The organism is Sphingomonas abaci, from assembly GCF_014199625.1.
Lineage (GTDB): Bacteria > Pseudomonadota > Alphaproteobacteria > Sphingomonadales > Sphingomonadaceae > Sphingomonas > Sphingomonas abaci.
Map to the genome: position 1 here is coordinate 630,203 of NZ_JACHNY010000001.1, position 26,302 is coordinate 656,504.

26 protein-coding genes are annotated in these 26,302 nt (G+C 69.4%); 6 read left to right on the forward strand and 20 right to left on the reverse strand.

The features are described 5' to 3' along the window. Positions 1–16: 16 nt before the first annotated feature. The 3 genes from GGQ96_RS02800 to argF all read left to right on the forward strand — a co-directional run bounded on the left by GGQ96_RS02800 (position 17) and on the right by argF (position 3,237). Positions 17–871, forward strand: coding sequence for an ABC transporter permease (locus GGQ96_RS02800; RefSeq protein ID WP_184111312.1), 855 nt, complete (start codon positions 17–19; stop codon positions 869–871). Positions 872–1,036: 165 nt separating this feature from the next. Then, positions 1,037–2,227 carry an aspartate aminotransferase family protein gene (locus tag GGQ96_RS02805; RefSeq protein ID WP_184111314.1) on the forward strand — a complete coding sequence of 397 codons (1,191 nt, stop codon included), beginning with the start codon at positions 1,037–1,039 and terminating at the stop codon, positions 2,225–2,227. Between the two features lie 92 nt (positions 2,228–2,319). Then, on the forward strand, positions 2,320–3,237 hold the full coding sequence (gene argF, locus GGQ96_RS02810) for an ornithine carbamoyltransferase (RefSeq protein WP_184111316.1): 918 nt from the start codon (positions 2,320–2,322) through the stop codon (positions 3,235–3,237). 149 nt (positions 3,238–3,386) lie between these two features. Here the strand turns inward: argF and GGQ96_RS02815 are convergent, their stop codons facing one another. From GGQ96_RS02815 to GGQ96_RS02825, 3 genes are read right to left on the reverse strand one after another with little or no spacing between them, the layout of a single operon-like run. Further along, entirely contained in the window at positions 3,387–4,175 is a 789-nt protein-coding gene (locus GGQ96_RS02815; RefSeq protein WP_184111318.1) for a LysR family transcriptional regulator, read from the reverse strand. Between the two features lie 10 nt (positions 4,176–4,185). Further along, positions 4,186–4,584 carry a Co2+/Mg2+ efflux protein ApaG gene (gene apaG / locus GGQ96_RS02820; protein WP_184111320.1) on the reverse strand — a complete coding sequence of 133 codons (399 nt, stop codon included), beginning with the start codon at positions 4,582–4,584 and terminating at the stop codon, positions 4,186–4,188. Then, the gene (locus tag GGQ96_RS02825) at positions 4,581–5,789 is read right to left on the reverse strand and encodes a trans-sulfuration enzyme family protein (protein ID WP_184111322.1); all 1,209 of its coding nucleotides are present in this window, start codon (positions 5,787–5,789) and stop codon (positions 4,581–4,583) included. Before GGQ96_RS02825 ends, apaG begins: the two co-directional genes overlap by 4 nt. Positions 5,790–5,842: 53 nt before the next feature. On the opposite strand from GGQ96_RS02825, the gene GGQ96_RS02830 reads away from it, so the two are divergent. Continuing rightward, positions 5,843–7,078, forward strand: coding sequence for a phospholipid carrier-dependent glycosyltransferase (locus GGQ96_RS02830; protein WP_184111330.1), 1,236 nt, complete (start codon positions 5,843–5,845; stop codon positions 7,076–7,078). 7 nt (positions 7,079–7,085) lie between these two features. Here GGQ96_RS02830 and GGQ96_RS02835 read toward each other — a convergent pair whose 3' ends face one another. From GGQ96_RS02835 to GGQ96_RS02885, 11 genes are all read right to left on the reverse strand, one after another. Further along, a complete protein-coding gene (locus GGQ96_RS02835; RefSeq protein WP_184111332.1) occupies positions 7,086–8,186 on the reverse strand; it encodes a glycosyltransferase in 1,101 nt (366 codons plus the stop codon). Continuing rightward, a complete protein-coding gene (leuB, locus tag GGQ96_RS02840) occupies positions 8,186–9,229 on the reverse strand; it encodes a 3-isopropylmalate dehydrogenase (RefSeq protein ID WP_184111334.1) in 1,044 nt (347 codons plus the stop codon). Before leuB ends, GGQ96_RS02835 begins: the two co-directional genes overlap by 1 nt. A gap of 37 nt (positions 9,230–9,266) precedes the next feature. Further along, entirely contained in the window at positions 9,267–9,998 is a 732-nt protein-coding gene (recO, locus tag GGQ96_RS02845) for a DNA repair protein RecO (protein WP_184111336.1), read from the reverse strand. A gap of 59 nt (positions 9,999–10,057) precedes the next feature. After that, entirely contained in the window at positions 10,058–12,865 is a 2,808-nt protein-coding gene (locus tag GGQ96_RS02850; protein WP_184111338.1) for a DUF3857 domain-containing protein, read from the reverse strand. 78 nt (positions 12,866–12,943) lie between these two features. Then, positions 12,944–14,863: an excinuclease ABC subunit UvrC gene (gene uvrC, locus GGQ96_RS02855; RefSeq protein WP_184111340.1), complete on the reverse strand. Its 1,920-nt coding sequence runs from the start codon at positions 14,861–14,863 to the stop codon at positions 12,944–12,946. Positions 14,864–14,921: 58 nt separating this feature from the next. Beyond that, entirely contained in the window at positions 14,922–15,242 is a 321-nt protein-coding gene (locus GGQ96_RS02860; RefSeq protein ID WP_184111342.1) for a DMT family transporter, read from the reverse strand. A gap of 352 nt (positions 15,243–15,594) precedes the next feature. Then, on the reverse strand, positions 15,595–16,215 hold the full coding sequence (locus GGQ96_RS02865; RefSeq protein ID WP_184111344.1) for a F0F1 ATP synthase subunit B family protein: 621 nt from the start codon (positions 16,213–16,215) through the stop codon (positions 15,595–15,597). Continuing rightward, positions 16,208–16,702, reverse strand: coding sequence for a F0F1 ATP synthase subunit B family protein (locus tag GGQ96_RS02870; RefSeq protein WP_184111346.1), 495 nt, complete (start codon positions 16,700–16,702; stop codon positions 16,208–16,210). The genes GGQ96_RS02865 and GGQ96_RS02870 overlap by 8 nt, the downstream gene beginning before the upstream one ends. 55 nt (positions 16,703–16,757) lie before the next feature. Continuing rightward, entirely contained in the window at positions 16,758–16,985 is a 228-nt protein-coding gene (locus tag GGQ96_RS02875) for a F0F1 ATP synthase subunit C (RefSeq protein WP_184111348.1), read from the reverse strand. A 69-nt stretch (positions 16,986–17,054) separates the two neighbouring features. Continuing rightward, positions 17,055–17,813, reverse strand: a complete 759-nt coding sequence (locus GGQ96_RS02880) for a F0F1 ATP synthase subunit A (RefSeq protein ID WP_184112199.1) — start codon at positions 17,811–17,813, stop codon at positions 17,055–17,057. Positions 17,814–17,882: 69 nt separating this feature from the next. Beyond that, positions 17,883–18,218 (reverse strand): AtpZ/AtpI family protein, encoded by a 336-nt coding sequence (locus GGQ96_RS02885; RefSeq protein ID WP_184112201.1) that lies wholly within the window; start codon positions 18,216–18,218, stop codon positions 17,883–17,885. 222 nt (positions 18,219–18,440) lie between these two features. Between GGQ96_RS02885 and sppA the strand changes: the two genes are divergently transcribed. Beyond that, a complete protein-coding gene (gene sppA, locus GGQ96_RS02890; protein ID WP_184111350.1) occupies positions 18,441–20,396 on the forward strand; it encodes a signal peptide peptidase SppA in 1,956 nt (651 codons plus the stop codon). Further along, on the forward strand, positions 20,393–20,953 hold the full coding sequence (locus tag GGQ96_RS02895) for a GNAT family N-acetyltransferase (RefSeq protein WP_184111352.1): 561 nt from the start codon (positions 20,393–20,395) through the stop codon (positions 20,951–20,953). The genes sppA and GGQ96_RS02895 overlap by 4 nt, the downstream gene beginning before the upstream one ends. 6 nt (positions 20,954–20,959) lie before the next feature. On the opposite strand, the gene GGQ96_RS02900 is transcribed toward GGQ96_RS02895, so the two are convergent. The 6 genes from GGQ96_RS02900 to GGQ96_RS02925 all read right to left on the reverse strand — a co-directional run bounded on the left by GGQ96_RS02900 (position 20,960) and on the right by GGQ96_RS02925 (position 25,945). Then, complete coding sequence (locus tag GGQ96_RS02900; RefSeq protein ID WP_184111354.1) at positions 20,960–21,418, reverse strand: DUF3429 family protein; 459 nt, start codon at positions 21,416–21,418, stop codon at positions 20,960–20,962. Positions 21,419–21,504: 86 nt separating this feature from the next. Beyond that, a complete protein-coding gene (locus GGQ96_RS02905) occupies positions 21,505–21,966 on the reverse strand; it encodes an SAM-dependent methyltransferase (protein ID WP_184111356.1) in 462 nt (153 codons plus the stop codon). A gap of 116 nt (positions 21,967–22,082) precedes the next feature. Next, positions 22,083–23,726, reverse strand: a complete 1,644-nt coding sequence (groL, locus tag GGQ96_RS02910) for a chaperonin GroEL (protein ID WP_184111358.1) — start codon at positions 23,724–23,726, stop codon at positions 22,083–22,085. A 91-nt stretch (positions 23,727–23,817) separates the two neighbouring features. Continuing rightward, entirely contained in the window at positions 23,818–24,105 is a 288-nt protein-coding gene (gene groES, locus GGQ96_RS02915) for a co-chaperone GroES (RefSeq protein ID WP_125994968.1), read from the reverse strand. A gap of 161 nt (positions 24,106–24,266) precedes the next feature. Continuing rightward, complete coding sequence (locus tag GGQ96_RS02920; protein WP_184111360.1) at positions 24,267–24,473, reverse strand: DUF5818 domain-containing protein; 207 nt, start codon at positions 24,471–24,473, stop codon at positions 24,267–24,269. A 92-nt stretch (positions 24,474–24,565) separates the two neighbouring features. Next, complete coding sequence (locus tag GGQ96_RS02925) at positions 24,566–25,945, reverse strand: MATE family efflux transporter (RefSeq protein ID WP_184111362.1); 1,380 nt, start codon at positions 25,943–25,945, stop codon at positions 24,566–24,568. Positions 25,946–26,302: the final 357 nt, after the last annotated feature.

The following is a 26,302-nucleotide window of genomic DNA, read 5'->3' on the forward strand; positions in this document are numbered from 1 at the left end:
AGTACCCGAGCGGGCGATGAGCAGCCAACCCCCGATCGGTCAAATTCATTCCCGAATCAGGAACGCCCCCGGCGTGCCCGTAATCCGGAACATCAACTGGGGCGGCCTTCGTACGCTCTATATCAAGGAGGTGCGCCGTTTCTTCAAGGTGCAGCTCCAGACCATCTGGGCACCGGCGATCACGACGCTGCTGTTCCTGATCGTCTTCACCGTCGCCACCGGGGCCAAGCGCCCGGTGCTGGTCGGCGGCGAGACGGTGACCTTCGCCGACTTCATCGCCCCCGGCCTGATCATCAGCCAGGGGATGATGGGCCCGGCCTTCGCCAATGCCAGCTTCTCGCTGCTGGTCGGCAAAATCCAGGGGACCATCGTCGACTATCTGCAACCGCCCCTGTCGACGATGGAATTGCTGACCGCGCTGGTCGGCGGCGCGGTGACGCGCGCGGCGATCGTCGGGTTCGTGGTATGGCTGGCGATGGTGGCCTATCCCGGCGTCCATGTCACGCCGCACGCGCCGCTCGCCATCCTCTGGTTCGGGCTGCTCGGCACGCTCTTCCTGTCGTTCCTGGGCGTGCTGACCTCGATCTGGGCGGAGAAGTTCGACCATGCCGCCGCGGTCACCAATTTCGTGGTGACGCCGCTCGCGCTCCTGTCGGGCACCTTCTATTCGGTCGACCGGCTGGCTCCCGCCTTCCGCGCGTTCAGCCATGCCAATCCGTTCTTCTACATCATCTCCGGCTTTCGTTACGGCTTCCTCGGCGTCGCCGATTCGCCGATCGCGCTCGGTTCGTTGGTGGTGCTGGGGATCGACGTGGCGCTGGGGCTAGCCTGCTATCTGCTGCTCAAGCGAGGCTGGCGATTGAAGAACTGACGAAAGGACGGGAACTTCATGACCTTGCCCGGCGGCCTCCGCCGGGGAACCGGTGCAGGCCGGTTCAATCCCAGCGACTCGGTTGCGTCGCCCTTCCCGCTTCCCTATTGACACGGCTCGGGCGGCCGCTTGGGTCGCCTTTTGTCGTTTGGAAGGAGCTTCGCCATGTCGATGCCAGCGCTTATGCCCGTCTACCCCCGGTGCGGGGTGCGACCGGTGCGAGGCGAGGGCGTGTACCTCTATGGCGAGGACGGCACGCGCTATCTCGATTTCGCCGCGGGCATCGCGGTCAACGCGCTGGGCCATGGCCATCCGGGGCTGACCAAGGCGATCGCCGACCAGGCGGCGACGCTGATGCACGTCTCCAACCTCTACGGCTCGCCGCAGGGCGAGCATCTGGCGCAGCGGCTGGTCGATGCGACCTTCGCCGATACGGTGTTCTTCACCAATTCGGGCGCGGAGGCGGTGGAGTGCGCGATCAAGACCGCGCGTCGCTACCATTTCGCCAACGGCAACCCGCAGCGGCACAAGCTGATCACCTTCCGCAACGCGTTCCACGGCCGCACGCTGGGCGCGATCTCGGCGACCGACCAGCCCAAGATGCGCGACGGGTTCGAGCCGCTGCTGCCCGGCTTCGCCTATACCGCGTTCAACGACCTGGACGCCGCGCTGGCGCTGATCGACGACGAGACCGCCGGTTTCCTGGTCGAACCGATCCAGGGCGAAGGCGGCCTGGCCACCGCGACACCGGAATTCCTGCAGGGATTGCGCAAGGCGTGTGACGCGCACGGCCTGATGCTGGTGCTGGACGAGGTCCAGGCGGGCTATGGCCGCACCGGCAAGTTCTTCGCACACGAGCATTACGGCATCACGCCCGACATCATGGCGGTGGCCAAGGGGATTGGCGGCGGCTTCCCGCTCGGCGCCTGCCTGGCGACCGCCGAGGCGGCGAAGGGCATGGTGTTCGGCACCCACGGCTCGACCTATGGCGGCAACCCGCTGGCGATGGCGGCAGGCGAGGCGGTGCTCGACGTGCTGCTGGAGGACGGGTTCCTCGACCATGTCGCCGCGATGGGCGAGCGGCTGCGCAGCCGGCTGGAGCAGATGATCCCCAATCACGATCATCTCTTCACGGAGGTGCGCGGCAAGGGGCTGATGCTGGGCCTGAAGCTCAAGACCGACAGCCGCCGCTTCGTCGGCTTCCTGCGCGACGAGCACCAGCTGCTCACCGTTTCGGCGGGCGAGAATGTCGTGCGCGTGCTGCCGCCGCTCGTCATCGACGAAAGCCATATCGAGGAATTCACGCAGAAGCTGTCGGCGGCCGCGCGGGTCTATGTGCCCGCTGCCGACGACTGATACCGACTCCTCTCCCGGCGTGGAGAGGGGGCGGCGACGCATGGCGGGGGCGACACACCGCCATGTGATCGCGACAAAGAGGGACTGACATCATGCGCCATTTCCTGAACCTGGCCGATGCCGGCGCATCGGGCGTCGCCGCGATCCTGGCCGACGCGATCGACCGCAAGGCGGCGCGCGCCGGCTGGCCCAAGGGCCGCGCCGACGCCGACGCCCCGCTCGCCGGCCATGTGCTCGCCTGCGTGTTCGAGAAGAACTCGACCCGCACCCGCGTCAGCTTCGACATGGCGATCCGCCAGCTCGGCGGCAGCTCGATCGTGCTCGACGCCGGCACGATGCAGCTCGGCCGGGGCGAGAGCATCGCCGACACCGCCCGCGTCCTGTCCGCTTATGTCGACGCGATCATGATCCGCACCGACGACCATGAAAAGGTCGAGGAGATGGCCCATTATGCCAGCGTGCCGGTCATCAACGGGCTGACCGACGCGTCGCATCCCTGCCAGATCATGGCGGACCTGCTGACCATCATCGAGAGCGGCAAGGCGCTGCCCGGCCTGAAGGTCGCATGGCTGGGCGACGGCAACAACGTGCTGTCCTCGATCGTCGAGGCGGCGGGGCTGATGGAGTTCGACGTCGTCGCCGCCTGCCCACCCGGCTATGCGCCGGAAGAGGAGGCGATCGTCGCCGCCTCCGGCCGCGCCCGAGTCGTCCACGACCCGCGCGAAGCGGTGACGGATGCGGACATCGTCGTCACCGACACCTGGATCTCGATGGGTCAGGCCCATGCCGAGCAGAAGCTGCACGCGCTCGGCCCCTATCAGGTCGATGCCAGCTTCATGGCGCTGGCCAAGCCGGATGCGAAGTTCCTCCACTGCCTGCCCGCGCATCGCGGCGAGGAAGTGACCGCCGACGTGATCGACGGGCCGCAATCGCTGATCTGGCCGGAGGCGGAGAACCGGCTCCACGCGCAGAAGTCGATCCTGCGCTGGTGCTTCGGGCAGATCGGCTGAGGGGTGGGCGCGGTCCAAGCCTGACGGAGGAGTGCCACCGGTCGCGAAGGGCAACCGACATCACGGCCCGCGACGCCCCTCCACCAGCTTCGCTGGCCCCCCTCCCCTTGCACGGGAGGACTTCGACCAGAAGCCCGAACCCTACCCCCCTATCCGCCCAGCGCCTCGACCAGCAGCCTGACCTTCTTCTGCCGCCATTGCGGCAGCGGCGCGACCAGCCAATAGCCCAGCCGCGAGGCGCGGGGCGCGCCGAGCGCGACGACCCGGCCGCTCGCCAGGTCCGCCGCCGCCAGGATTTCCGGCACCGTCGCGCGGCCCAGCCCCGCCGCCGCCGCATCGATCGCCAGGCCTGCATCGTCGACCCGCACCAGCGCGCCCGCCTCGTCCGGCGCGCCGGGCCAGGCGATCGCCGCCTCATGGCCCCCGCCGGGCGCGGCGACCGTCACCATGCCCTCCGACTCGATCGCCTCGCCCTCATGCTCGCCCGGCCCCTCGCCCCAGCGGATCGCGAGGTCGAGATTGGCCTGGGTGAAGTCCACCTCGCCATCGGCCGCGATCAGCACGAAGCGCAGGTCGGCATCCGCCGCGGCAATGTCGGCCAGGCGCGGCATCAGCCATTTTTCGGTCAGGTCGCGCGGCGCGGCGATGGTCAGCGACTTGGACGACTGGCCCGCCTGCATCGCCCGCACCGCCTCCTCGAACTGGAGGAACCCGTCGCGTAAAGGGGCCAGGCCTGCCTCCGCCTCCGGGGTCAGCTCCAGCCCGCGCGTGGTGCGGCGGAACAGCACGACGCCCAGGGTATCCTCCAGCGCGCGAATCTGCTGCCCGACCGCCGCGGGGGTCACCGCCAATTCGTCGGCGGCGCGGGTGAAGGACAGGTGCCGCGCCGCCGCGTCGAGCACGCGCAGGCCGTTGAGCGGCAGATGCGTTCGCTTCATGCCCGGCCCCTTATTGCGTCACGGCCGGCGCATGCAGCGCGAAGCGGGGAATGGCGACGTCGAAGGTCTGGCCGCTGTCGTCGACCATGCGAAAGCTGCCCTGCATCGCGCCGGTCGAGGTGGCGAGCGGGCAGCCCGACACATAATCGAAGCTGGCGCCCGGCTCGATCAGCGGCTGTTCGCCGACCACGCCCTCGCCCTCCACCGTATGGCGCGCGCCGCGCCCATCGGTGATGATCCAGTGGCGCGACAGCAATTGCACGGTGCGCTCGCCCGCATTCTCCAGCCGGATATGATAGGCCCAGAACCAGCGTCCCCGCGTCGGCTCCGACTGTTCGGGCAGATAGCTGACCGAGACGCGGACGGTCACGCCGCGCGTCGTCTCCGCATGCGGGAACAGCGCCTTCATAGGCCGACGGCCCGCAACGCCCGGTCGAGGTCCTCGATCAGGTCGTCGGCGTCCTCCAGCCCGACGTTCAGCCGGATCATGCCCTCCGAAATCCCCATCTCCAGCCGCTTCTCCTCGGCGACGCTGCTATGCGTGGTGGAGGCGGGATGCGTCATCAGCGAGCGCGAGTCACCGATATTGTTGGAGATGTCGATCAATTCCAACGCGTCGAGCAGGCCATGCGCCTGGGTGCGGCCGCCATCCAGCTCGAAGGCGAAGATCGGCCCGGCCGCCGACATCTGGCGCATCGCCAGTTCGTGCTGCGGATGGCTGGGCAGGCCGGGATGCAGCACGCGCGGCACGCGTCCCTCCAGGAAGGCGCCGACCTTCAGCGAGTTCTCCGACTGGCGGCGGATGCGCAGGTCCAGCGTCTCCAGCCCCTTCAGCACCACCCAGGCATTGAACGGCGACAGGGTCGGACCGGTGTTGCGGGTGAAGGGCAGGAGCGTGTTGTCGATGAAGTCCTGCGTGCCGCAGACCGCGCCGGCCAGCACCCGGCCCTGCCCGTCCATCATCTTGGTGGCGGAATAGGCGGTCACGTCCGCGCCGAAATCCATCGGTCGCTGAAGCGCGGGCGTGGCGAAGGCATTGTCCACCACCGTCGTGATCCCCCGCTCGCGCGCGATCGCGCAGATCGCCGACAGGTCGGCGATGTCCATCGTGGGGTTGGCCGGCGTCTCGAAGAAGAACACCTTGGTTTCCGGCCTCACCGCGTCCAGGAACGCCTGGGGATCGCGGGCGTCGACCACGGTGGTGCCGATGCCGAATTTGGGCAGCAGCGTGTCCGTCAGCCAGCGGCACGAACCGAAAGCGGCGCGGCCGCCGACCAGATGGTCGCCCGCCTGCAACTGGCTGAGCAGCACCGCGGTCATCGCCGCCATGCCGGACGCCATGGTGCGGCAGGCCTCCGCCCCCTCGAGCAGCGCGATCCGCTCCTCCAGCATCTGCACGGTCGGGTTCTGGAGGCGGGAATAGGTCATCCCGTCCTGCTCGCCGGCGAAGCGCGCGGCGGCGTCGCCCGCGCAGTCATAGGCATAGCCGGAGGTCAGGAACAACGCCTCCGAGGTTTCGCCATATTCGGAACGGGCGGTGCCGCCCCGGATCGCCTGGGTGGCGGGGCGCCAGCGGGTGGTGATCGAACGGTCCTGGCCAGTCTTGCGCTTCATGCCCCCGCTTTGCCGTCTTGCTCCCGCGCCCGCAAGCAGGGACAAGCAGGATCGTGCCACACTTCCTTCGCCGCCCCCTGCCGCTCGCCCTGCTGATCGCGGGACTGGCGGAGCTGCTCTTCGCTTGGCGGGTGACGATCCCGTCCAAGCCGTTCTTCGACGAAGTCCATTATGTGCCCGCCGCGCGGACGCTGCTGGCCCTGGCGCAGCCGGCGAATATCGAGCATCCCCTGCTCGCCAAGGAACTCATCGCGCTGGGTATCTGGCTGTTCGGCGACGATCCGCTGGGCTGGCGGGCGCTGTCGACGATCGCCGCCGCCGCGGTGGTGGCGGGGGTGTTCGCGCTGATGTGGCTGGGAACCGGGCGGCGGCGGCCGGCGGTGGTTGCGGCGGTGCTGACGACCGTCAACTTCACCGTCTTCGTCCAGGCGCGGATCGCGATGCTCGACGGGTTCATGGCGGCCTTCGTGGTGCTGGGCGCGGCGAGCCTCGCATGGGCGATGCGGGGCGCGCCGGCCCAGGTCCGCCGCCGCTGGTGCCTGGGCGCAGTGCTGCTGGGGCTGGCCACCGCCTGCAAATGGACCGCCGCCCCCTATGTCGCCTTCGCCGCGGTCGCCTTCCTGTTGCTACGGCGCGGACGGCCGGATCGCTGGCCCGGCCTCGGCCCCCTTAAAGCGCTGGCGCTGCTCGGCGGGGCGAGCGTCGCCACCTATTTCCTGACCTTCGCGCCCGCCTTCCTCTATGCGCGGGAGCCGCTGACACTGGCCACCGTGCTGCCGTTCCAATGGACCATGTACCTGCAACAGACCCAGGTGCTGCCGGCCCATACCTATCAATCGGCCTGGTACACATGGCCGTTCGACTGGCGGCCGATCTGGTATCTGTACGAGCCGGTCGACGGGGCGCAACGCGGCGTGCTGCTGCTCGGCAATCCGGCGGTGCTGTGGGGCGGACTGGTCGCGGTGGCGGCATGCGCGGTCGCGTGGCTGCGCACCCGCGCGACCGGGCCGGGCGTGGCGGCGGGGCTGTGGATCGCCAGCATCGCGATCTGGCCGCTCATCCCCAAGTCGCTCGGCTTCTTCTATTATTACTATCTGCCCAGCATCTGGCTGGCGGTGGTGCTGGCGGTGGCGCTCGACCATTGGCGCGACCGGCTGCGCTATTGGGACGAGGCGGTGCTGCTCGTGGCGATCGGGCTGTTCCTGCACTTCTACCCGATCCTGTCCGCCGCCGCCCTGCCCGGACCGGGGGCCTTCACCCGCTGGATGTGGTTGCGGAGCTGGGCCTGACCGCGCCTCAGTAGCGGCCCCAGACGAAGCGCCGCGACAGCGCGTAATTCCACACCGCCCCCACCAGCACGCCGGCCAGCGCCGACACCGCCCAGGTGTCGGTCCGCGCATCGTGCAGGAAGGCGGCGACCCCGACATTGGCGAAGGCCCCGATCCCGCAGACCAGGCAGAAGGACACCCAGCCGCCGAACAGCGCGCGCGCGCCCCGCAGACGGCGGTCGCGATAGGTCAGCGCGTTGTTGAGGAAGAAATTGCCCGTCATCGCCGCCACCGTGGCGACGATCTGCGCGGCGAGGAAGCCGGTGCCCAGCCCCAGATGCAGCAGGATCAGCACGCCCATGTGCAGCACCACGCCGATCGCGCCGATCGCGGCGAACATGGCGAAGCGCACCGGCACGACCCGCCCGAACCGGCGGTCATAGAGTGCGATCAGGAACTCCATCGCGACGACATGGTCGAGCTTGCTTTCCCCCTCGGTGCGCAGGCGGAAGACATAGGGCAGCTCGGCGAAGCGCAAGGGTGCGGGCGCGGCGGTCAGGATGTCGAGCAGGATCTTGAAGCCGATCGCGCGCAGTCGGGGCGCCAGCGCGCGCGCGACGTCGGTGCGGATCATGAAGAAGCCACTCATCGGATCGCGCAGGTCGACGCGCAGCACCGCCCGCGACAGCCGCGTGGCGAAGGCCGACTTGGCCACCCGGTCGCGGTCCCAGTCCCCCGTGCCGCCGCCGGGCACGAAGCGCGAGCCGACCACCAGGTCGAGATCCGCGTCCGCCGCCAGCCGGTCGGCCATCCGCGGCAGCAGCGCCTCGTCGTGCTGCAGGTCGCCGTCCATCACCGCGACCAGCGGGGCGGCGGTGGCGCACATCCCCTCGATGCACGCGCTCGACAGGCCGCGCCGGCCGATCCGCTGGATCACCCGGACGCGGCGGTCCTGCCGGGCCAGCGCGCGGGCCGCGTCCGCCGTGCCGTCGGCGCTGTCGTCGTCGACGAACACCACCTCCCAGCATCGTCCCGCCAGCGCCGCGTCCAGCCGCTCGACCAGGGCCGCGACATTGCCGCGCTCGTTGAAGGTCGGGATGACGACCGCCAGTTCGAGCGAGCGCTCCATTACAGGGCGGCGAGCACCGCGTCGGTCATGCCCTGCGTCGACAACGTCCCGCCGAGATCGGCGGTGCGGGCGCCGGCCGCGATCGCGGCGGCCACCGCCGCCTCGATCCGGTCGGCAGCCTCGGGCCGATCCAGCGTGTGGCGCAGCATCATCGCCGCCGACAGGATCGCGGCGCAGGGATTGGCCTTGCCCTGCCCGGCGATATCGGGGGCGGAGCCGTGGATCGGCTCGTACAGCCCCTTGCCCGCATCATCCAGCGCGGAAGAGGGCAGCATCCCGATCGATCCGGCGCACATCGACGCCTGGTCCGACAGGATGTCGCCGAACAGGTTGCCGGTGACGATCACGTCGAACTGGCCGGGATCGCGCACCAGCTGCATCGCGGCATTGTCGACATACATGTGCGACAGCGCGACATCGGGATAGTCGCGCGCCACCTCCACCACGACGTCGCGCCAGAGCTGCGAGGTTTCCAGCACATTCGCCTTGTCGACCGAGCAGAGCCGGCTGCGACGGGTGCGCGCGGTCTCGAAGCCGACGCGGGCGATGCGCGCCACCTCCGCCTCGTCATAGCGCATCAGGTCGCGGCCCTCGCGCAGTCCCGCCTCCGTCGTGCCCCGGCTCTTCTCGCCGAAATAGACATCGCCGTTCAACTCGCGCACGATCACCAGGTCGATGCGCCGCGCGATCTCGGGCTTCAGCGCCGAGGCGTCCTCCAACCCGGCGAACAGCCGCGCCGGCCGCAGATTGGCGAACAGGGCCAGTTCCTTGCGCAGCCCGAGGATCGCCTGTTCGGGGCGCAGCGACCGCTCCAGCGTGTCGAAGGCCGGATCGCCGACCGCGCCGAACAGGATCGCATCGGCGCGCGCCGCCAGCGCCAGCGTCTCGGCCGGCAGCGGATGACCCGCCGCCCGGTAGGCCGCGCCGCCCACCGGCGCCTCCTCGAAGCGCAGGTCGAGGTCCAGCGACTCCAGCACCTGGCGCGCGGCCTGGGTGACTTCGGGACCGATGCCGTCGCCGGCGAGCACTGCGATCAGGGACATGACTACCTCCGCCGCCGCCTTGCCGGGCGGCGCGGCGTCACGCAACCGCCCTCTTCACCGCATCGACCAGCCGCGCACGCGCCGGGAGCGGCTCGGCCCGCCGCTCGGTCAGGATGTCGCGGGTCAGGAAATGGCCGGTGAGCGCGAACCCCTGCCCGATCGCGCTCCCGTCCGGCTGGCCTCCCTTCAAAAGAAAGTCCGGCAATCGCAACAACTTGCTTTCATAACCCAATGCGGCGGCGCGCGACACCGCGCCGCCGCTGCGGGGGCTGACATAGGCCAGGTCGTCCGCCCGCCCGGTCACCACGCACCGCTCCAGGTCCAGGCCGAAGCCCAGTTCGGCGAGCAGCAGCAATTCGAACCGCACCACCGCCCCCGCCCACAGCCTGGCCGACGGTGCCGATTCGATCGCGGTCAGCACGCCGTCCAGCCCGTCATAGAGATGCGGATAGGGTTGCGCCTCCGGCAGGGCGATCGCGGTCAGCGCGGTGACCCAGGCGATGGCGGCCGCCGCCAGCGGCTCGGCATGGAGCGCGGCGCGGCTGTGCAGCATCTCCACGGTCAGCGCCGGCAGTTGCTCCGCCGTCCGCGCCCGCCACTCGCCGCGCAGCAGGTTGCCGGGCTGGAGCACCGGCCGCAGCATCCGCGACCGCCCGCCCCGCACATAGCCGGGCTGCACCCCGTACTCCCGCGTCAGCGCGCGCGCGACCGCGCCATGCTCGCCATGCTGGCGGGCGGCGAGCAGGACGGCATCGGCGATCAGGTGCATCGCCGCGATATAGGCGCCCCGCCCCGCCCCCGCGAGGGGTCAGCGGCCGACCGGCACGATCAGGCCCTGATCCCCCAGCGGCCATAGTCCCGGTCGATCTGGGGCCACATGGTGCGCGCCGCCGCCAGGTCGGCCTTGGCCTCGGCCGTCTTGCCCTGGCGATTGCGGATGATGCCGCGCAGGTAGAGCGTGGCGGCCTCGTCCGGTTCGGTCTTGAGCACCTCCTCGATATCGACCATCGCCTGGTCCAGATGCCCCATGCGGTAATGGACCATCGCCCGGCTATCCAAGGCGGCCAGCCGGCTTTCGCTGAGTTCGATGGCGCGCGTGCAATCCTTCAGCGCCGAATCGAGCTGGACGTTCAGCGTCGCCTTCAGCCAGCAGCGCTGGTTGAGCAGGTTGGAGTCGTTGGGGGACTGCGCCACCACCTCGTCCATCGCCGCCAGCGCCTCGTCGGTGCGCCCCGCCATGCCCAGAAGCTCGGCCTTCTCGGCCAGATACTGGATCGCCTCCTTGCCGCCCGCGTCGACATGCTCCTGCACCAGCGCCAGCGCCGCGTCCTTCTCGCCCGCCGACATGCGGTAATTCGCCATCGCCACAACCGTCGCCATCCCTGCCGGGTCCAGCGCCATCGCCTCGTCCAGATCGGCCTTGCGCTTGGTCTCGTCGCCGATCGTGGCGTACAGCCCGGCCCGCCACAGATAGGTTTCCACGTCCGGCTCGATCGACAGCGCCTTGCTGATGTCCGGGATCGCGCCCGCAAAGTCATAGACGCCGGCCAGGAAGCGCGCGCGGTTGAGATATACCTCGCGATCCTCGGGGTCATGCGCGATCGAGCGGGCATAGGCCGCCAGCAGCGGCTTGAGCGCGCCCGTCCGCCGCGCCGCGACGACATTGGCGTACAGCGACGCCTGCCCACCGGGCGCGACCACCTCCAGCGCCCGCGTCCTGGCCAGCGCGACGCGCGCGCGCGCCGCCGCCACCTTGTCGGGTGCGATCTCGCGCGCCGCGCCGACAACCTCGTCCTCGACCACCACCGCGCCGTCCGCCAGCCCGGCGCGCCGCGTGATCGTGCGGCCGGCGATCGTCTCGGCCAGCGCGGTGTCGCCGCCCAACGTGAAGCCGTCCATGCCCTTGGGCAGGATCAGCCGGGTGCGGTAGATCGTCCGTTCCAGGCCATTCACCGCCACCGGCAGCGCCCGCCAGGCTTGGCGCGCCCGATCGGGGGCGAATTCGATCTGCCCGATCGTCCGGTCGAGCCCGTAGCGGCGCCGTTCCCGCTCGAAGCTCCAGCCGGAGCTCAGCGTCCCGGTCGCCGTCACCACCGCGACTCCGGTGGCGGGATCATAGGCGAGCGTCTCGTCGTCCAGTCGCACCTCGCCCACCAGCTTGGCGATGATCCCCTGCACCATGTCGCGCCGCTGCTCCGCCGTCGCCTGGTCGGCGACCAGCCCCATCATCGCGGCGGCTTGCCCCCGGAACTGGATGCGCGCCGTCATCAGCGTCGGCAGGCGGATGCCCGCGCTCTGGTCCAGCGTCAGGGCGATCTCGGCATCCGGTCGGGCATTGGCGCGGAACGGGATCTCCATCAGCGCCGCGCCGTCCGCCCGCAGCGGCAATACCCGGCGAAAGCTCGGCACGTCGCGGATATCGGCCAGCCGCGTGCCGCTCATCGTCCCGTCCAGCCACAGCGATTCGCCGCCGATGGTCGCGCGCACCACCACATGGTCGAACGCGCCGGGCAGCGGCAGCCGATCGTCGACCACGTCGCCCAGCCCCGCCGGGGCCAGCACGGCTTCCGCCTCGATCCCCAGGCCGTGGAGCAGGGCCAGCAGGAGCAGCGTCTTGGCCTTGCAGTCGCCATAGCGCAGCGACCAGGTCTCGGCCGGTGCCTGCGGCCGGTAACCGCCGCCGTTCAGGCCGTTGTAGAGATAGCGGACCTTGTCTTGGACCAGCGCGAGCGCCAGCGCGGCGCGCTTCACCGGGTCGCTCTCCGCCGCCGCGATCCGCGCCACCTCCGCCGCCAGCGGACTGCCCGCCGGGATCAGGCCGGCGGTGGCGAACAGCGGCGCGATCGACTTGGAGACATCGGCCCAGCCGGCATAGCTCGACGCCTCGACCACCACCGGATGGTTGAAGCGCACCGGCATGTCGCCGGGCCATTCGGGCTGTTTGGGCAACACGCCCTCGACCACCCATTCATGCAGGCCCGCGACCGTGCGTTCGACCGGCTTCACCCCCTCGACATAGGTCTTCCAGTGGATCGCGTCGGTCGCCGGCCACAACAGGCGCGTGCGCACGAAGCCGAACCGCGCCGGTGACGCCGGCAAGGGCGCGACGGTCTGCACCTGCCCCTTCAGCGCCGTGTCGCGGCTGGTGACGGAGAAGGTGAAATGCACCACGTCGCCGATCCGCAGGCCCTCGATCGGCAGGGTCGCGGTCAGGATGCCGTTGACCTGCCGTTGTTCGAGCTGCTGTTCGCGGCGCAGCACGGTGAAGCGCTTGGCCCCCGGCGCCAGCAGGTCGATATGCTCGGGTCCGCGCACGATCTCCAGCCGGTGGACGATCAGGTCGCCATGGTCCGGCTGCCACGGGATGCTGAGCGTGCCGGCCTGTTGCAGGATCTCGGCCGAGGCCATGCGCGTGGCGGTATCGACATAGCTCCAGACCTGCCCGTCCTTCAGCCGCTGCTGCGTGTCGAACAGGATCGCGACCGGCGCCGCGGTGGACGGGCCGACCGGACCGACCGGACCGACCGGCGGCGCGGGCGTGACCCAGTCGGGCACCGGCTGGTACAGCGGCGCCTCGCCCGCCCAGGCCGTCCCCGTCAGCAGCGCCCCCAGCGCCGCCGCCATCATCCGTCGCATCCCCGTCCCCCCGTGATCCCGGCCATCCTTGTAGCCGGGGTTGGTGCAGGAGCAATGGCGCGGCGGCGGCTTTTCGGTTCAGCGCGCGTGGAAGAAGTCGTAGACCTGCTGCGCGACCCCTTGCGACACGCCGGGCGCGCGCTTCAGATCCTCCAGGCTGGCATTGCGCACGGCGCGGGCGGTGCCGAAATGCATCAGCAGCGCCTTCTTGCGCGCCGGGCCGATGCCGGGCACCTCGTCCAGCGGGCTCGCGCCGATCGCCTTGGCGCGCTTCTCCCGGTGCGCGCCGATCGCGAAGCGGTGGACCTCGTCGCGCAGCCGCTGGAGATAGAACAGCACTGGCGCATTGACCGGCAGCGTCAGCTCGCGCCCGTCGAGCAGGTGGAACACCTCGCGCCCGTCGCGGCCGTGATGGGGCCCCTTGGCGACGCCGACCAGGCAGACATCCTCGATCCCCAGATCCTCCAGCACCGCGCGCGCCGCGTTGAGCTGCCCGCGACCGCCGTCGATCAGCACCAGGTCGGGCCAGGTGCCGCCGTCGCGGTCCGGGTCCTCCGCCTGGGCGCGGCCGAAACGGCGGGTGAACACCTCGCGCATCATGCCGAAATCGTCGCCGGGCACCGTGTCCTTGTTGCGGATGTTGAATTTGCGGTACTCGCCCTTGCGAAAGCCCTCCGGCCCGGCGACCACCATCGCGCCCAGCGCGTGCGTACCCTGGATATGGCTGTTGTCGTAGATTTCGATCCGCGCCGGCGGCTCGGGCAGCTCGAACAGGTCGGCGACCTCGCGCAGCAGCTTCGCCTGCGTCGTGCTCTCCGCCAGCCGCCGCTCCAGCGCCTCGACCGCGTTGCGCTTGGCCTGATCCATCAGCCGGCGGCGGTCGCCGCGCTGCGGCACCGACAGCGCGACCTTGTACCCCGCCGCCTCGCCCAGCGCCTGTCCCAGCAGCTCGCCCTCCGCCAGCTCGCGGTCGAGCAGGATGGTGCGCGCGGGCGGCACCTCCTCGTAGAATTGGGTCAGGAAGCTGACGAAGACCTCCTCCTCCGGCACCTCGTTGGTGTGGGTCGGAAAGAAGCTGCGGTGTCCCCAATTCTGGCCGCCGCGGATGAAGAAGGCCTGGATGCCGATCACCCCGTCCTGGCACGCCAGCGCGAAGACGTCGGCATCGCCCACGCCTTCCGCGTTGATCGCCTGGGTGCCCTGCACGAAGGTCAGCGCACGCAGCCGGTCGCGCAACAGCGCCGCCAGTTCGAAATCCATCGCCTCGGCCGCCGCCTGCATCTGCGCGCCCAGCTTGGCCTGCACCTGGGTCGACTTGCCCGCCAGGAAGTCCTTGGCGTCGGAGACCAGCTCGGCATAGCCGGCCTTGTCGATCCGGCCGACGCACGGCGCCGAGCAACGCTTGATCTGGTAGAGCAGGCAGGGCCGGTCGCGAGTCTTGAAGAAGCCGTCGGTGCAGGAGCGCAGCAGGAACAGCTTCTGTAGCGCGTTCAGCGTGTTGTTCACCGAGCCTGCGCTGGCGAACGGGCCGTAGTAATTGCCCACCGCCCGCCGGGCGCCGCGATGCTTCTGCACGCGCGGAAAATCGGTGTCGGCGCGCAGCAGGATGAAGGGAAAGCTCTTATCGTCGCGCAGCAGCACGTTGTAGGCGGGGCGGTAGCGCTTGATGAGCTGCGCCTCCAGCAGCAGCGCCTCCGCCTCGTTGTTGGTGGTGACGATCGTCATCGACCGGGTCTGCGACACCATGCGCTGCAAGCGCTTGGGCAGGCCGTTGATCTGCGTGTAGTTGGCGACGCGCTGCTTCAACGACCGCGCCTTGCCGATATAGAGGATGTCGCCGCGCGAATCGTGCATCCGGTACACGCCGGAGCGCTGCGGCAGCGTCTTCAGCACGTTGCGGATCGCCGCCACCCCCGCCTCCAGATCGGGCGTATCGGCGCCCCGGATCGCGAAAGTGGCTTTTTCCTCATTGAAGCGGTCGGTGGTGGGCTGGGACATCACCGGCTGATTTAGGGGCGCGGCGACTCCATCGCTAGGGTGATCGGTCAGCCGGGAATCAGTGCGGCGACAGCAGCTTGGTGCCGACGACGCCGACCACGGTCAGGGCCATGAATCCGGCCTGGGCCAGGCTGACCCGGTCGCCGAACAGCACCACCCCGCCCAGGATGACGCCGACCGCACCCAGCCCGCTCCACACCGAATAGGCGGTGCCCGCCGGCAACCCGCGCATCGCCAGCGCCAGCATGCCCATGGTGGCGAAGCTCAGCACGATCGGCACGCTGCCGGCTGCCCAGGTGCCGATATTGGTCGCCCATTTCAGGCTCAGCGCCCAGGCGACCTCGGTGCAGACGGCGATCGCCAGGATCAGCCAGGACATGCGGGTTCCTTTCGGGTGTGTGGGGGGGGGAAGGGTCTGGCCGTCCACCAGAGTATCGGCCTGCCGCTTGAGTGAGGAAACATCCCTCGCCAAACCCACTACACCATCCCGGCTAAGGCCGGAATCCAGTAGGGGGAAGCCGGTAAGCCAGTCCACATGTTCCGTAACCGGACCCCGGCCCCCGCCGGGGCGGTCAGGACTTTGGCAATCGGATCTACACTCCCGAAAGCCATGTACAATCGGCGCGCCGGAGGACATTCAACCCGTCCGATCGACACGACTTCGCCAACGAAAAAGGGCGACCCGCAGGCCGCCCCTTTGTCGCCCGTCCGAAGCGCCGCGGCGCCCCGGATCAGTTCGGCCGGCCCAGCCCCGCGATGGCGCGGTTGACCATCATCCGGTCGGAGTCGATGCCGTGATGCTCGGCGATCAGCAGGCCGGCTGCCTTGGCCGCCGCATCCGCCGCCCGCGCGCGGACCTCGGCGATCGCGGCCCGCTCGGCGGCGGCGATCTTGTCATCGGCCATCTTGGCGCGGCGTTCCATCAGCGCCTCGGCATCCGCCTTGGCCTTAACCACGATCGCATGCGCCTCCTGATGCGCGTGGCGGCGCATCTGCTCCGCATCCTCATGCGCGGCGCGCGCCTTGGCCTCGTATTCGGCGCGCAGCGCCTCGGCCTCGGCGCGCAGCTTGCCCGCCTCGTCGAGCTGGGTGCGGATCGCCGCGATGCGCGCGTCGAGCATGCCGCCGATCAGCGCCGGCACCCGCTTCCACAGCATCAGCGCGATCACGACGATCGCCGCCACCGCCACCCAGCCGGTGGAATCGAGACCCAGGGCGGTCGGCGAGGCGACATGCTGCTCGGTGCCCGCCGTGGCTTCGCCGGTCATGCCGTCGGCGCCCTTGATCGGCCGCTGGCTGAGGTCGGTCTGCTCGACCGCCGCCGCCGCTGGCGTATTGCCGTGATTAGCCATGGGCCCGCACCTCCCGCACCGCATGGGCGGCCTGGTCGATCGTCACGCCGACGCCGGACAGTTTGGCGACCAGGTCGCGCGCGGCCTCGGCCGCCACCGTCTCCAGCGTGGCCAACGCCTCCGCCTTGGCGTTGGCGATCGCAAGTTCATGATGGCCGATCCGCTCGGCCAGGTCGGCATCCGCCGCCTTGACCTGCTGTTCGGCCGATTGCACCGCCTGCGCCTTGGCGCTGGCGGTCTCCGCCATCGCGGCGTTGCGCGCGGCGTCCATCTCGATGCGCCACGCCTCTTCGACGCGGTCCGCCTGGGCGCGCGCCGCCTCCGCCGCGGCGAGATCGCCGGTGATGCGCTGTTCGCGCGCGTCGACCGTCGACACGATCTTGGTCACCATCCCCTTGCCCACCACGAAATACAGCAGGCCGAAGGTGATGAGCAGCCAGAAGATCTGCGAGGCATAGGTCGCGGCGATCTGGGAAATCTGGGGCATGGGCGTCCTCTGATGCCGGCCGGCCGCGGGTGGCGGCCGGCCGGGGAATCGCGTTTTAGGCGACGAACACCAGGATGATCATCGTCACGAAGGCGAGCAGGCCGAGCAGCTCGGCGCCCGCGAAACCGATGAACAGGCGACCCTGCTGGCTGTCGGCCGCGCCCGGATTGCGCAGCGCGCCTTCGAGGAACTTCGCGAACACATTGCCCACGCCCAGCGCGGCGATGCCCATGCCGATCGCGGCCAGACCGGCGCCGATCATCTTTGCAGCTTGCGGATCCATCATATTCTCCAGTTCAAAAACACACGTTCAAGGGAAAGTCGAAATCGGAGCGGGCGCGCCCTCGGGTCCTCAGTGCAGGTTCACCGCATCGTTGAGATAGACCGAGGTCAGCAGCGCGAAGACATAGGCCTGGATCGCCGCCACCAGCAGCTCCAGCAGCGTGATGCCGATCATCAGCAGGAAGCTGGGCAGCGTCACGATCGCGATATAGCCGCCACCCAGGTTCAGGCCGTTGACGACGAACGCGGCCAGCACCTTGAGCAGGATATGGCCGGCGGTCATCGCGACGAACAGTCGCAGGCCGAGGCTGAACGGGCGGACCAGGAAGCTCATCAGCTCGACCACGAAGATCAACGGGATCATCAGCGGCGGCGTGCCGTGCGGCACGAAGAGCGAGAAGAAGTGGAAGCCGTGGCGACCGAAGCCGACGATCAGCACGATCGAGAACGAAATGATCGCCAGGACGCCGGTGACCGTCAGATGGCTGGTCACGGTGAAGGGATGCACGCCCGGCACGATGCCGAACGGCAGCAGGCCCAGGATGTTGGCGAACAGGATGAACATGAACAGCGAGAAGACATAGGGCACGAAGCGCTTGCCCTCCGGCCCCACGTTCGAAGTGAGCATCGAGGAGACGAAGCCGGTGAAGCCCTCCACCGCCGCCTGCCAGCGCCCCGGCACCAGCTCGCGCTTCATGCCACCCAGCATGAACAGCCACAGGCTGGCGAGGGTCACCACCATCCACAGCGCCGAATTGGTGAAGGACAGATCATAGCCCCCGACGATCCAGTGCCGACCGAGCACGGGCTCGATCAGGAACTGGTGCATGGGGTCGATCTTGCCGCCTTCCGCTGCCGCCACTGCTCTCTAGCTCCAACCTACGAAAAAGCGCTCGGATTACTCCGGGCGCTCGTTGCCGATACGAATAATCTGCCTGAACGCGACCGCTATTCCCAGGAACAGCATCACGATCAGTCCCCAGGGCGTCGTGCCGAACCAGCGGTCGATGAGCCAGCCGATCAGCGCGCTGCCGACGAGACTTCCAATCAAGGCCGAGATGACGCGGTTACCCTGGGAATAGCCCCGGTCCGTGTCCTGCTTCACCCCCGATCGCGACGCTTCCCGGCCCCTGGCCTGACGCAGCCGCTCGTCGAGCGCCGCCAGCCGCGGGTCCTCCGCATCGTCGAAGTCCTGTCCGGGTTCACTTTCCGCCACGTGCCATCCTCTGAACATCTTGCGATATTGGCCAGGGGGAAGCGCGCAAACGGCGAGCATTCCCGCCAAGGCGCGGTCCGTTTACGGGGGGGTGGGGCCCAAGTCAACCGGCCGTGACGGACGTGTTAACAGGTGATGAAGTCTCCGCCATGGAAGCCCGGCCCCCAACCCTGTCCCCGCTCCCGTCGCCGGCCCGGCGGGCCGTTGCCACGGCGCGATGCTTCGATTAGCCCTTGCCCCATGATCGATACCACCGCCCCGGCCGCCAGCGGCGCTCCCTCCTTCACCGACGGCCGCCCCCGGCGGCGGCGCACCGGCTGGCGCCTGGTGCGCGGCGTGTGGAAATTGCTGGTCGCGGTGAAGGACGGGCTGGTCCTGGTCGCGATGCTGCTGTTCTTCGGCCTGATCTTCGCGGCGCTCAACGCCCGGCCGGGCACCAAGGCGATCGCGCCGGGCGCGCTGCTGCTCGATTTCGACGGCGCGATCGTCGAACAGCCGGCCGAGCCCGCCGCCTTCGCCGCCTTGTCGGGCCAGGAGGCGCCGCGCCAGTATCGCTTGCGCGACGTGATCCGCGCGATCGACGCGGCCCGCACCGACGCCCGGGTCAAGGCGGTGGTGCTCGATCTCGACCGGTTCGGCGGCGCCTATCCCGCCCCGCTCGGCGAGATCGCCGACGCGCTGGTGCGCGTTCGCCAGGCGGGCAAGCCCGTGCTCGCCTATGCCACCGGCTATACCGATGCCAGCTACCGCCTGGCCGCCGCCGCCAGCGAGGTGTGGCTCAATCCGCAAGGCGGCGCGCTGTTCGCCGGTCCCGGCGGCACGCAGCTCTACTACAAGGAGCTGATCGACAAGCTGGGCGTCAACGTCCATGTCTATCGCGTCGGCCGCTACAAGTCGTTCGTCGAACCCTATACCCGCACCGACCAGAGCCCCGACGCCCGCGCCGCGTCGCAGGCGCTTTACGGCTCGCTGCTCGACCAGTGGATCGGCGGCATCACGCGCACCCGGCCCAAGGCGCAGATTGCCGCCTTCCTCGGCAATCCGCAGGCGCTGGTCGCCGCGGCCAACGGCAATATCGCCCAGGCCAATCTGCGCGCCGGCATCGTCGACAAGCTGGGCGACCGCTTTGCCTTTGGCCAGCGCGTCGCCAAGCTCGTCGGTACCGAGAGTGGCAAGCCGATCGGCAGCTTCCGCGCCATCGGCTATGACGCCTGGGTCGGCGCCAATCCGCTGCCGACCAATGGCGACGCGATCGGCGTGTTGACGGTTGCGGGCGACATCGTCGACGGCAAGGCCGGTCCCGGCACCGCGGCCGGCGACACCGTGTCCAAGGCGATGCTCGACGGTCTGGCCACCAAGAACCTGAAGGCCGTGGTCGTGCGCGTCGATTCGCCCGGCGGTTCGGCCATGGCGTCGGAGCAGATCCGTCAGGCGGTGCTGGAGGCCAAGCGGCGCGGCCTGCCGGTCACCGTCTCGATGGGCGGCGTCGCCGCCTCGGGCGGCTATTGGGTGTCGACCGTGGGCGACCACATCTTCGCCGAGCCGAACACGATCACCGGCTCGATCGGCATCTTCGCGATCCTGCCGACCTTCGAATCGGCGCTCGCCAAGATCGGCGTCACCACCGACGGCGTGCGCACCACGCCGCTGTCGGGCCAGCCCGACCTGTTCGGCGGCACCACGCCGACGCTCGACGCGATCCTCCAGGCCAATATCGAAAATGGCTATCGCGAATTCATCGGCCGCGTCGCCCAGGCCCGGCACATGACCCCGGCGCGGGTCGACGCGATCGGCCAGGGCCGGGTGTGGGATGGCGGCACCGCGCGGCAGATCGGCCTGGTCGACCAGTTCGGCGGCCTGTCCGATGCGATCGCCTATGCGGCGCGACAGGCCAAGCTCGACCCCGCCAAGGTGCATGCCGTCTATCTCGAGAAGGAGCCCGGCTGGCTCGCCCGCTTCGCCGGGTCGGTCGCGGACCGCGAGGACGACAGCAGCAGCCCGGCCGGCGACAGCTTCGCGCGGATCGCCGCCGAGCGCCGTGCGCTGGTCGCGCAGGCGCTGGGCGATGCCCGACGGCTGGCGACGGGCGGGTCGGTGCAGGCGCGCTGCCTGGAATGCGGCGGCATCGGCCCCAACCTGGCCCAGGCGCAGGATGCGCGACTGCTCGACCTGATCCTGGCGCGGGTCGGCCTATGATCGCGATCCGCGCCGCCACGCCGGCGGATGCCGGGGCGATCGCGGCCATCTATGCGCCGCACGTGCTGATCGGCGCAGCCTCGTTCGAGGAGGCGGCGCCCGACGCCGACATGATCGCCGCGCGCATGGCGGCGAGCGCCGACCTCTACCCCTGGATGGTCGCGACCCAGGGCGAGGACCAGCGCGGCGTGCTCGCCTATGCCTATGCCAGCGCCTTCCACCCGCGCGCCGCCTATCGCTGGACTGTGGAGACGACCATCTACGTCGCCGATGCCGCCCAGCGGCGCGGGGCGGGGCGGCTGCTGTACGGCGCCCTGGTCGAGACGTTGCGGGCGCAGGGCTTCACCCAAGCGGTGGCGCGGATCGCGCTGCCCAATGACGGCTCGATCGCCCTGCACGAGGCGGTCGGCTTCCGCCGCGCGGGCGTGCAGCGCGAGGTCGGCTACAAGCATGGCCGCTGGATCGATGTCGGCCTGTGGCAATGCGAGTTGGCGGAACCCGCGACGCCGCCGCGCGAACCCCTGCCCTTCGCCGCGATCGGCGTGCGCCGGGGCTGACGGGCGTCAGCCGCGCAGGACGAACAGCATCAGCGCCACGATCGACACAAGCGCGATCGCCATCTGTGGCCAGCGCAAGCGCGCGAAATGGGCGGGCGCGTTGCCGGCGCGGGCCGCGCGGGTATCGAGCGTCGGCACCAGCACATAGCCCAGCAGCAACAGGGCGAGCGCCACCCGCACCGACGGCACCACCAGCGCCAGTCCAGCCGGCACGAAATAAGCGAGCATGGTCGCGATCTCGACCGCGGTCGAGGCGCGTGGGTTGCCAAAGCCGAAACCGCGTCGCACGCCCGCGACGAACACCAGGATCAGCGCCCCCCAGATGATCGCCAGCCGCACCGCCAGCACCGGCCAGGGCGGTGGCAATAGCCACGCCCCCAGGGCCGCGGCGGCGAGCGGCAGCATCGGCCCGAAGCCGAAGACGATGCTGTTGAGGGGGATGCGGGGATCGTCGGGGCGGCTCATGGCGCGGGAAACGCCGACCGGACCGGGTGGTTGCTCGGGACCTGTGCCTTTCCGGTTTCCCGGACAATGCGTCTGGTACGCGCAGACTACCAATAGCCGGCCATCATTTCGGCGACCCAGGGCGGCTGGCGGACCTCGTCGCGCGGCAGGAACTCCCGCATCACAGGCTTGATGTCGAGCACAGGCGTTCCATCGATGGCATCGAGCCCCGAGACATGAAGTCGAATATGCTCGATAGCGACAATTCGGCACGCCGTCACGCCCAAGCGATTTGGCCGATTCTTGCCACGCTGCGCAAAAATCCCGGTCAGAGGCCAATCCGTCCTGCCGCGGGGATGCCGTGCGCCGTCTTCGCTTCGATCCAACGGCACACGATCGAACAGGAAAAGCACGTCGACATGACTGAAACCTTCAAGGCCGGCGAACGCTTCTGGGCCGAAGCGGCGGCTGTCCAGTTCGATCAGACTGGCGTTGTGGCCCCAGTCGTCATCGGTCGGCTCGCTCCTGCCACCGCGCACATGTCCGATGGCATCCACCATGTAAGTCATGACGGCATTATACATTGAAAAAGCCGGGGAGGTCGCCCTCCCCGGCTTCTTCGTATCTGGACAGAGCGTCCGGGCGACCGGGCCGGCCTTCGCCGATCCGGTCCCCCGGCAGCGGCTTAGAAGTCCATGCCGCCCATGCCGCCCATGCCGCCGCCCATCGCGGGGGCCGCCGGCTTGTCTTCCGGCAGCTCGCTCACGGCCGCTTCGGTCGTGATGAGCAGGCCGGCGACCGAGGCCGCGTTCTGGAGCGCGGTGCGGACGACCTTGGTGGGGTCGATCACGCCGGCCGCGACCAGGTTCTCATAGGTGTCGGTCGCCGCGTTGAAGCCGAACGAACTGTCCGACTGATCGAGCAGCTTGCCCGACACGACGGCGCCGTCATGGCCGGCATTCTGCGCGATCTGGCGGACCAGCGCGGTCAGCGAGCGACGCACGATGTCGACGCCGCGGGTCTGGTCCTCGTTCGCGCCGGTCAGGCCGTCGATCGCCTTGGTCGAGTAGAGCAGCGCCGTGCCGCCACCGGGGACGATGCCCTCTTCGACCGCCGCGCGGGTCGCGTGCAGCGCGTCGTCGACGCGGTCCTTGCGCTCCTTCACCTCGACCTCGGTCGAGCCGCCGACCTTGATGACGGCGACGCCGCCGGCCAGCTTCGCCAGACGCTCCTGGAGCTTCTCGCGGTCATAGTCCGAGGTCGTGACCTCGATCTGCTGACGGATCGCGTCGGTGCGGCCCTTGATCGACTCGGCTTCACCCGCACCGTCGACGATGGTGGTGTTGTCCTTGTCGATGGTGACGCGCTTGGCGGTGCCGAGCATGCCCAGCGTGACGCTCTCGAGCTTGATGCCCAGATCCTCGGAGATCACCTCGCCCTTGGTCAGGATCGCGATGTCCTCGAGCATCGCCTTGCGGCGATCGCCGAAGCCCGGCGCCTTGACGGCCGCGACCTTCAGGCCGCCGCGCAGCTTGTTGACCACCAGCGTGGCCAGCGCCTCGCCCTCGATGTCCTCGGCGATGATCAGGAGCGGACGGCCCGACTGGACGACCGCTTCCAGGATCGGGAGCATCGCCTGCAGGTTCGACAGCTTCTTCTCGTGGATCAGGATGTACGGATCGTTCAGCTCGACCGTCATCTTCTCCGGGTTGGTGATGAAATAGGGCGACAGATAGCCGCGGTCGAACTGCATGCCCTCGACGACGTCCAGCTCGAACTCGAGACCCTTGGCCTCCTCGACGGTAATGACGCCTTCCTTGCCGACCTTCTCCATCGCTTCCGCGATCTTCTCGCCGACCTCACGGTCGCCATTGGCGGAGATGATGCCGACCTGGGCGACTTCCTGCGAACCGGCGACCGGCTTGGAGCGGGTCTTCAGGTCCTCGACGACCTTGACGACCGCCAGGTCGATGCCGCGCTTCAGGTCCATCGGGTTCATGCCGGCCGCGACCGACTTCATGCCCTCGCGGACGATCGCCTGCGCCAGCACGGTGGCGGTGGTGGTGCCGTCACCCGCGATGTCGTTGGTCTTCGAGGCCACTTCGCGCACCATCTGCGCGCCCATGTTCTCGAACTTGTCCTTGAGCTCGATCTCCTTGGCGACCGACACACCGTCCTTGGTGATGCGGGGCGCGCCGAAGCTCTTGTCGATCACGACGTTGCGGCCCTTGGGGCCGAGCGTCACCTTCACCGCGTCGGCGAGGATGTCGACGCCGCGCAGGATGCGCTCACGCGCGTCGCGGCTGAATTTCACGTCCTTGGCTGCCATTTGGCTGACCTTTCAATCGAATGTGTCCGGCAGATGCCGGAAGAATGCGGGAAGAGACCCGGCCGTCATGCGGCCGGGGCAGCGACTGGGATCAGCCGACGATCCCGAGGATGTCGGATTCCTTCATGATGAGGAGATCCTCACCATTCACCTTGACCTCGGTGCCCGACCACTTGCCGAACAGCACGCGGTCGCCGGCCTTCACGTCCAGCGGGGTGACCTTGCCGTCCTCGGCCTTCGCGCCCGAGCCGGCGGCGACGACTTCGCCTTCCTGCGGCTTTTCCTTGGCGGTGTCGGGGATGATAATCCCGCCAGCCGTCTTCTCTTCCGCCTCGACGCGGCGAACGAGGACGCGGTCGTGCAACGGACGAAAGTTCATTGCTAGGTGTCCCTTTTGGTCAGTGTTACAAATTTCTGGCACTCTGCCTGCGCGAGTGCCAACGACCGGGATATGTGACGCCCCCCATCGACCGTCAACGGGGCGGGCGGAAATTTTTCGGAACCGAGGGCGCGGCGCGGCATTGCCGCCGCTGACCGATGTTACTCCGCGGGCGCGACCCCGTCGGCATTGACCAGCGCCGGCCCGACCAGCGTGCCGACCAGCCGGACGCGCTTCTCGACCAGGTCGACCGGCGTGCGGTGAAGCTCCAGTTCGTAGCGGCCGCCCAGGTCCCGGCGCAGGTAGAAGGCGCCCCCTTCCCGGATCAGCGTTCCGGTCTCGTCGATCTTGGCACCCACACCCAACATGCCGGCGATCATATCAGACGGACCGGGCGGGGGAAGATGCCGCGCGGCGCGATCATATTCTCTTCCGTATAAAATCCCGTGATCTGATTGATCTATGATACGGAGATGTTGGTCCGCCGGCCCTGCCAGCGCCACAGCAGCAGCGCCGACACCACGCCCAGCCCCGCCGCCAGCCCCCACCAGACGCCGATCGGCCCCATGCGCAGCGGAAAGGCGAGCAGCGCGGCGACGACGAAACCGACCGCCCAATAACCCAGGATCTGGAGCATCATCGGCACGCGCGTGTCCTGGACGCCGCGCAGCACCCCTGCCGCCACCGCCTGCGCGCCGTCGAAGAGCTGGAACAAGGCCGCCACGCCGAGCAGCTCGATCGCCAGCGTCGCCTCCGCCGCTTGCGTCGCCGGATCGACATAGAGGCGCACCAGCCATCCCGGCGCCGCCCAGAGCAGGCCGGCGGTGGCGGCCATCACGCCGATGCCGCTGACGATCGCCACGCGACCCGCCCGCGCCACCCAGGCGGCATCCCTGGCACCATAGGCGAAACCGACCCGGATCGTCGCCGCCTGCGCGATGCCGAACGGGATCTGGAAGGCGATCGCGGCGATGTTGAGCGCGACGGCATGAGCGTCGATCGCGGTGACCGAGATGCGCCCCATGAGCAGGCCGGCGCATCCGAACAGCCCGCCCTCCGCCATCCAGCCCAGCGCGATCGGCGCGCCAAGCCTCGCGATCTCGACCATGCGAGGCCCTTCCGGCCGCCACCAGCGCCCGAACAGGTGGAAGCGCCGCAGCCGCCGGTCGCGCCACAGGATCAGGGCATAGGCGAAGGTCGCGGTGACGGAGACGGTGACGCTGGCCAGCGCCGAGCCGAGCAGGCCAAGCGCCGGCAGGCCGAAATGACCGAAGACCAGGGCGTAATTGGCGAGCACGCCGACGACCAGGCTGGCCGCCGTCACCAGCAGCGCCCAGCCCGGCCGGCCCAGCGCCGCCGCCGTCATCCGCATCAGCGCCGACAGCACGGCGGGGATCACCGCCAGCGACAGGATGCGGCAGAACTGCCCGGCCTGACCCGCGACCGCCGCGTCCTGCCCGGCCAGGCGCAGCAGCGGTCCGGCGAGATTCAGCACCAGCATCACCGCCAGCCCGCCCGCCACCGCCAGCCACAAGCCCATGCGGAACGAACGCCGCACCTGCCGCACCGCGCCGACCCGCCGGCCGATCGCGGCGGCGATCAGCGGCTCGGCCGCGCCGACCAGCCCGACCAGCCCGAAGCCCAGGATGTGGAACAGGAACACGCCCAGCGTCGCCGCCGCAAACGGCACCGCGCCCAGTCGCGCGACAAAGATCACGTCGACCGCGAACACCGCCATCTGGAGCAGGTTCGCCGCGACCAGCGGCCCCGCCAGCCGCGCCAGCGCGCACGCTTCGCCTCGCCAATCGGCAGGCGCCTGGCCGAGAGAGTCCGTCGACATGCCGCGCGCTCTAGGCGCAACCGCGCGACAAGGGAATGGCGCGCCGGCCGGGTCGCAGACACCACACGCCTTCCATGCAGGGGGAGCGGCGTACATTCAGGTTGGTTGCTTGTCCCGTCCGCCCATCCCGGCGGAAGCGGGGACGCAGGGGCGGGGCGCGGCAAGTCACGGGAAACGTTCCGTTCCTGAACTCCGGCCCGCGCCGGGTCGGAATGGTTGCCCTTGCCAAGGTCCTGCTCGTCCTGGGACGGTGCACGCGGGCTCGTCACGAACGCGCCTCCGCAGGGCCGAGCTTTCGAGAATCCCCATTCGTTCCAGGCGAATGGCGACGCTCAGCAGATTGCTGTTGCACGGCCG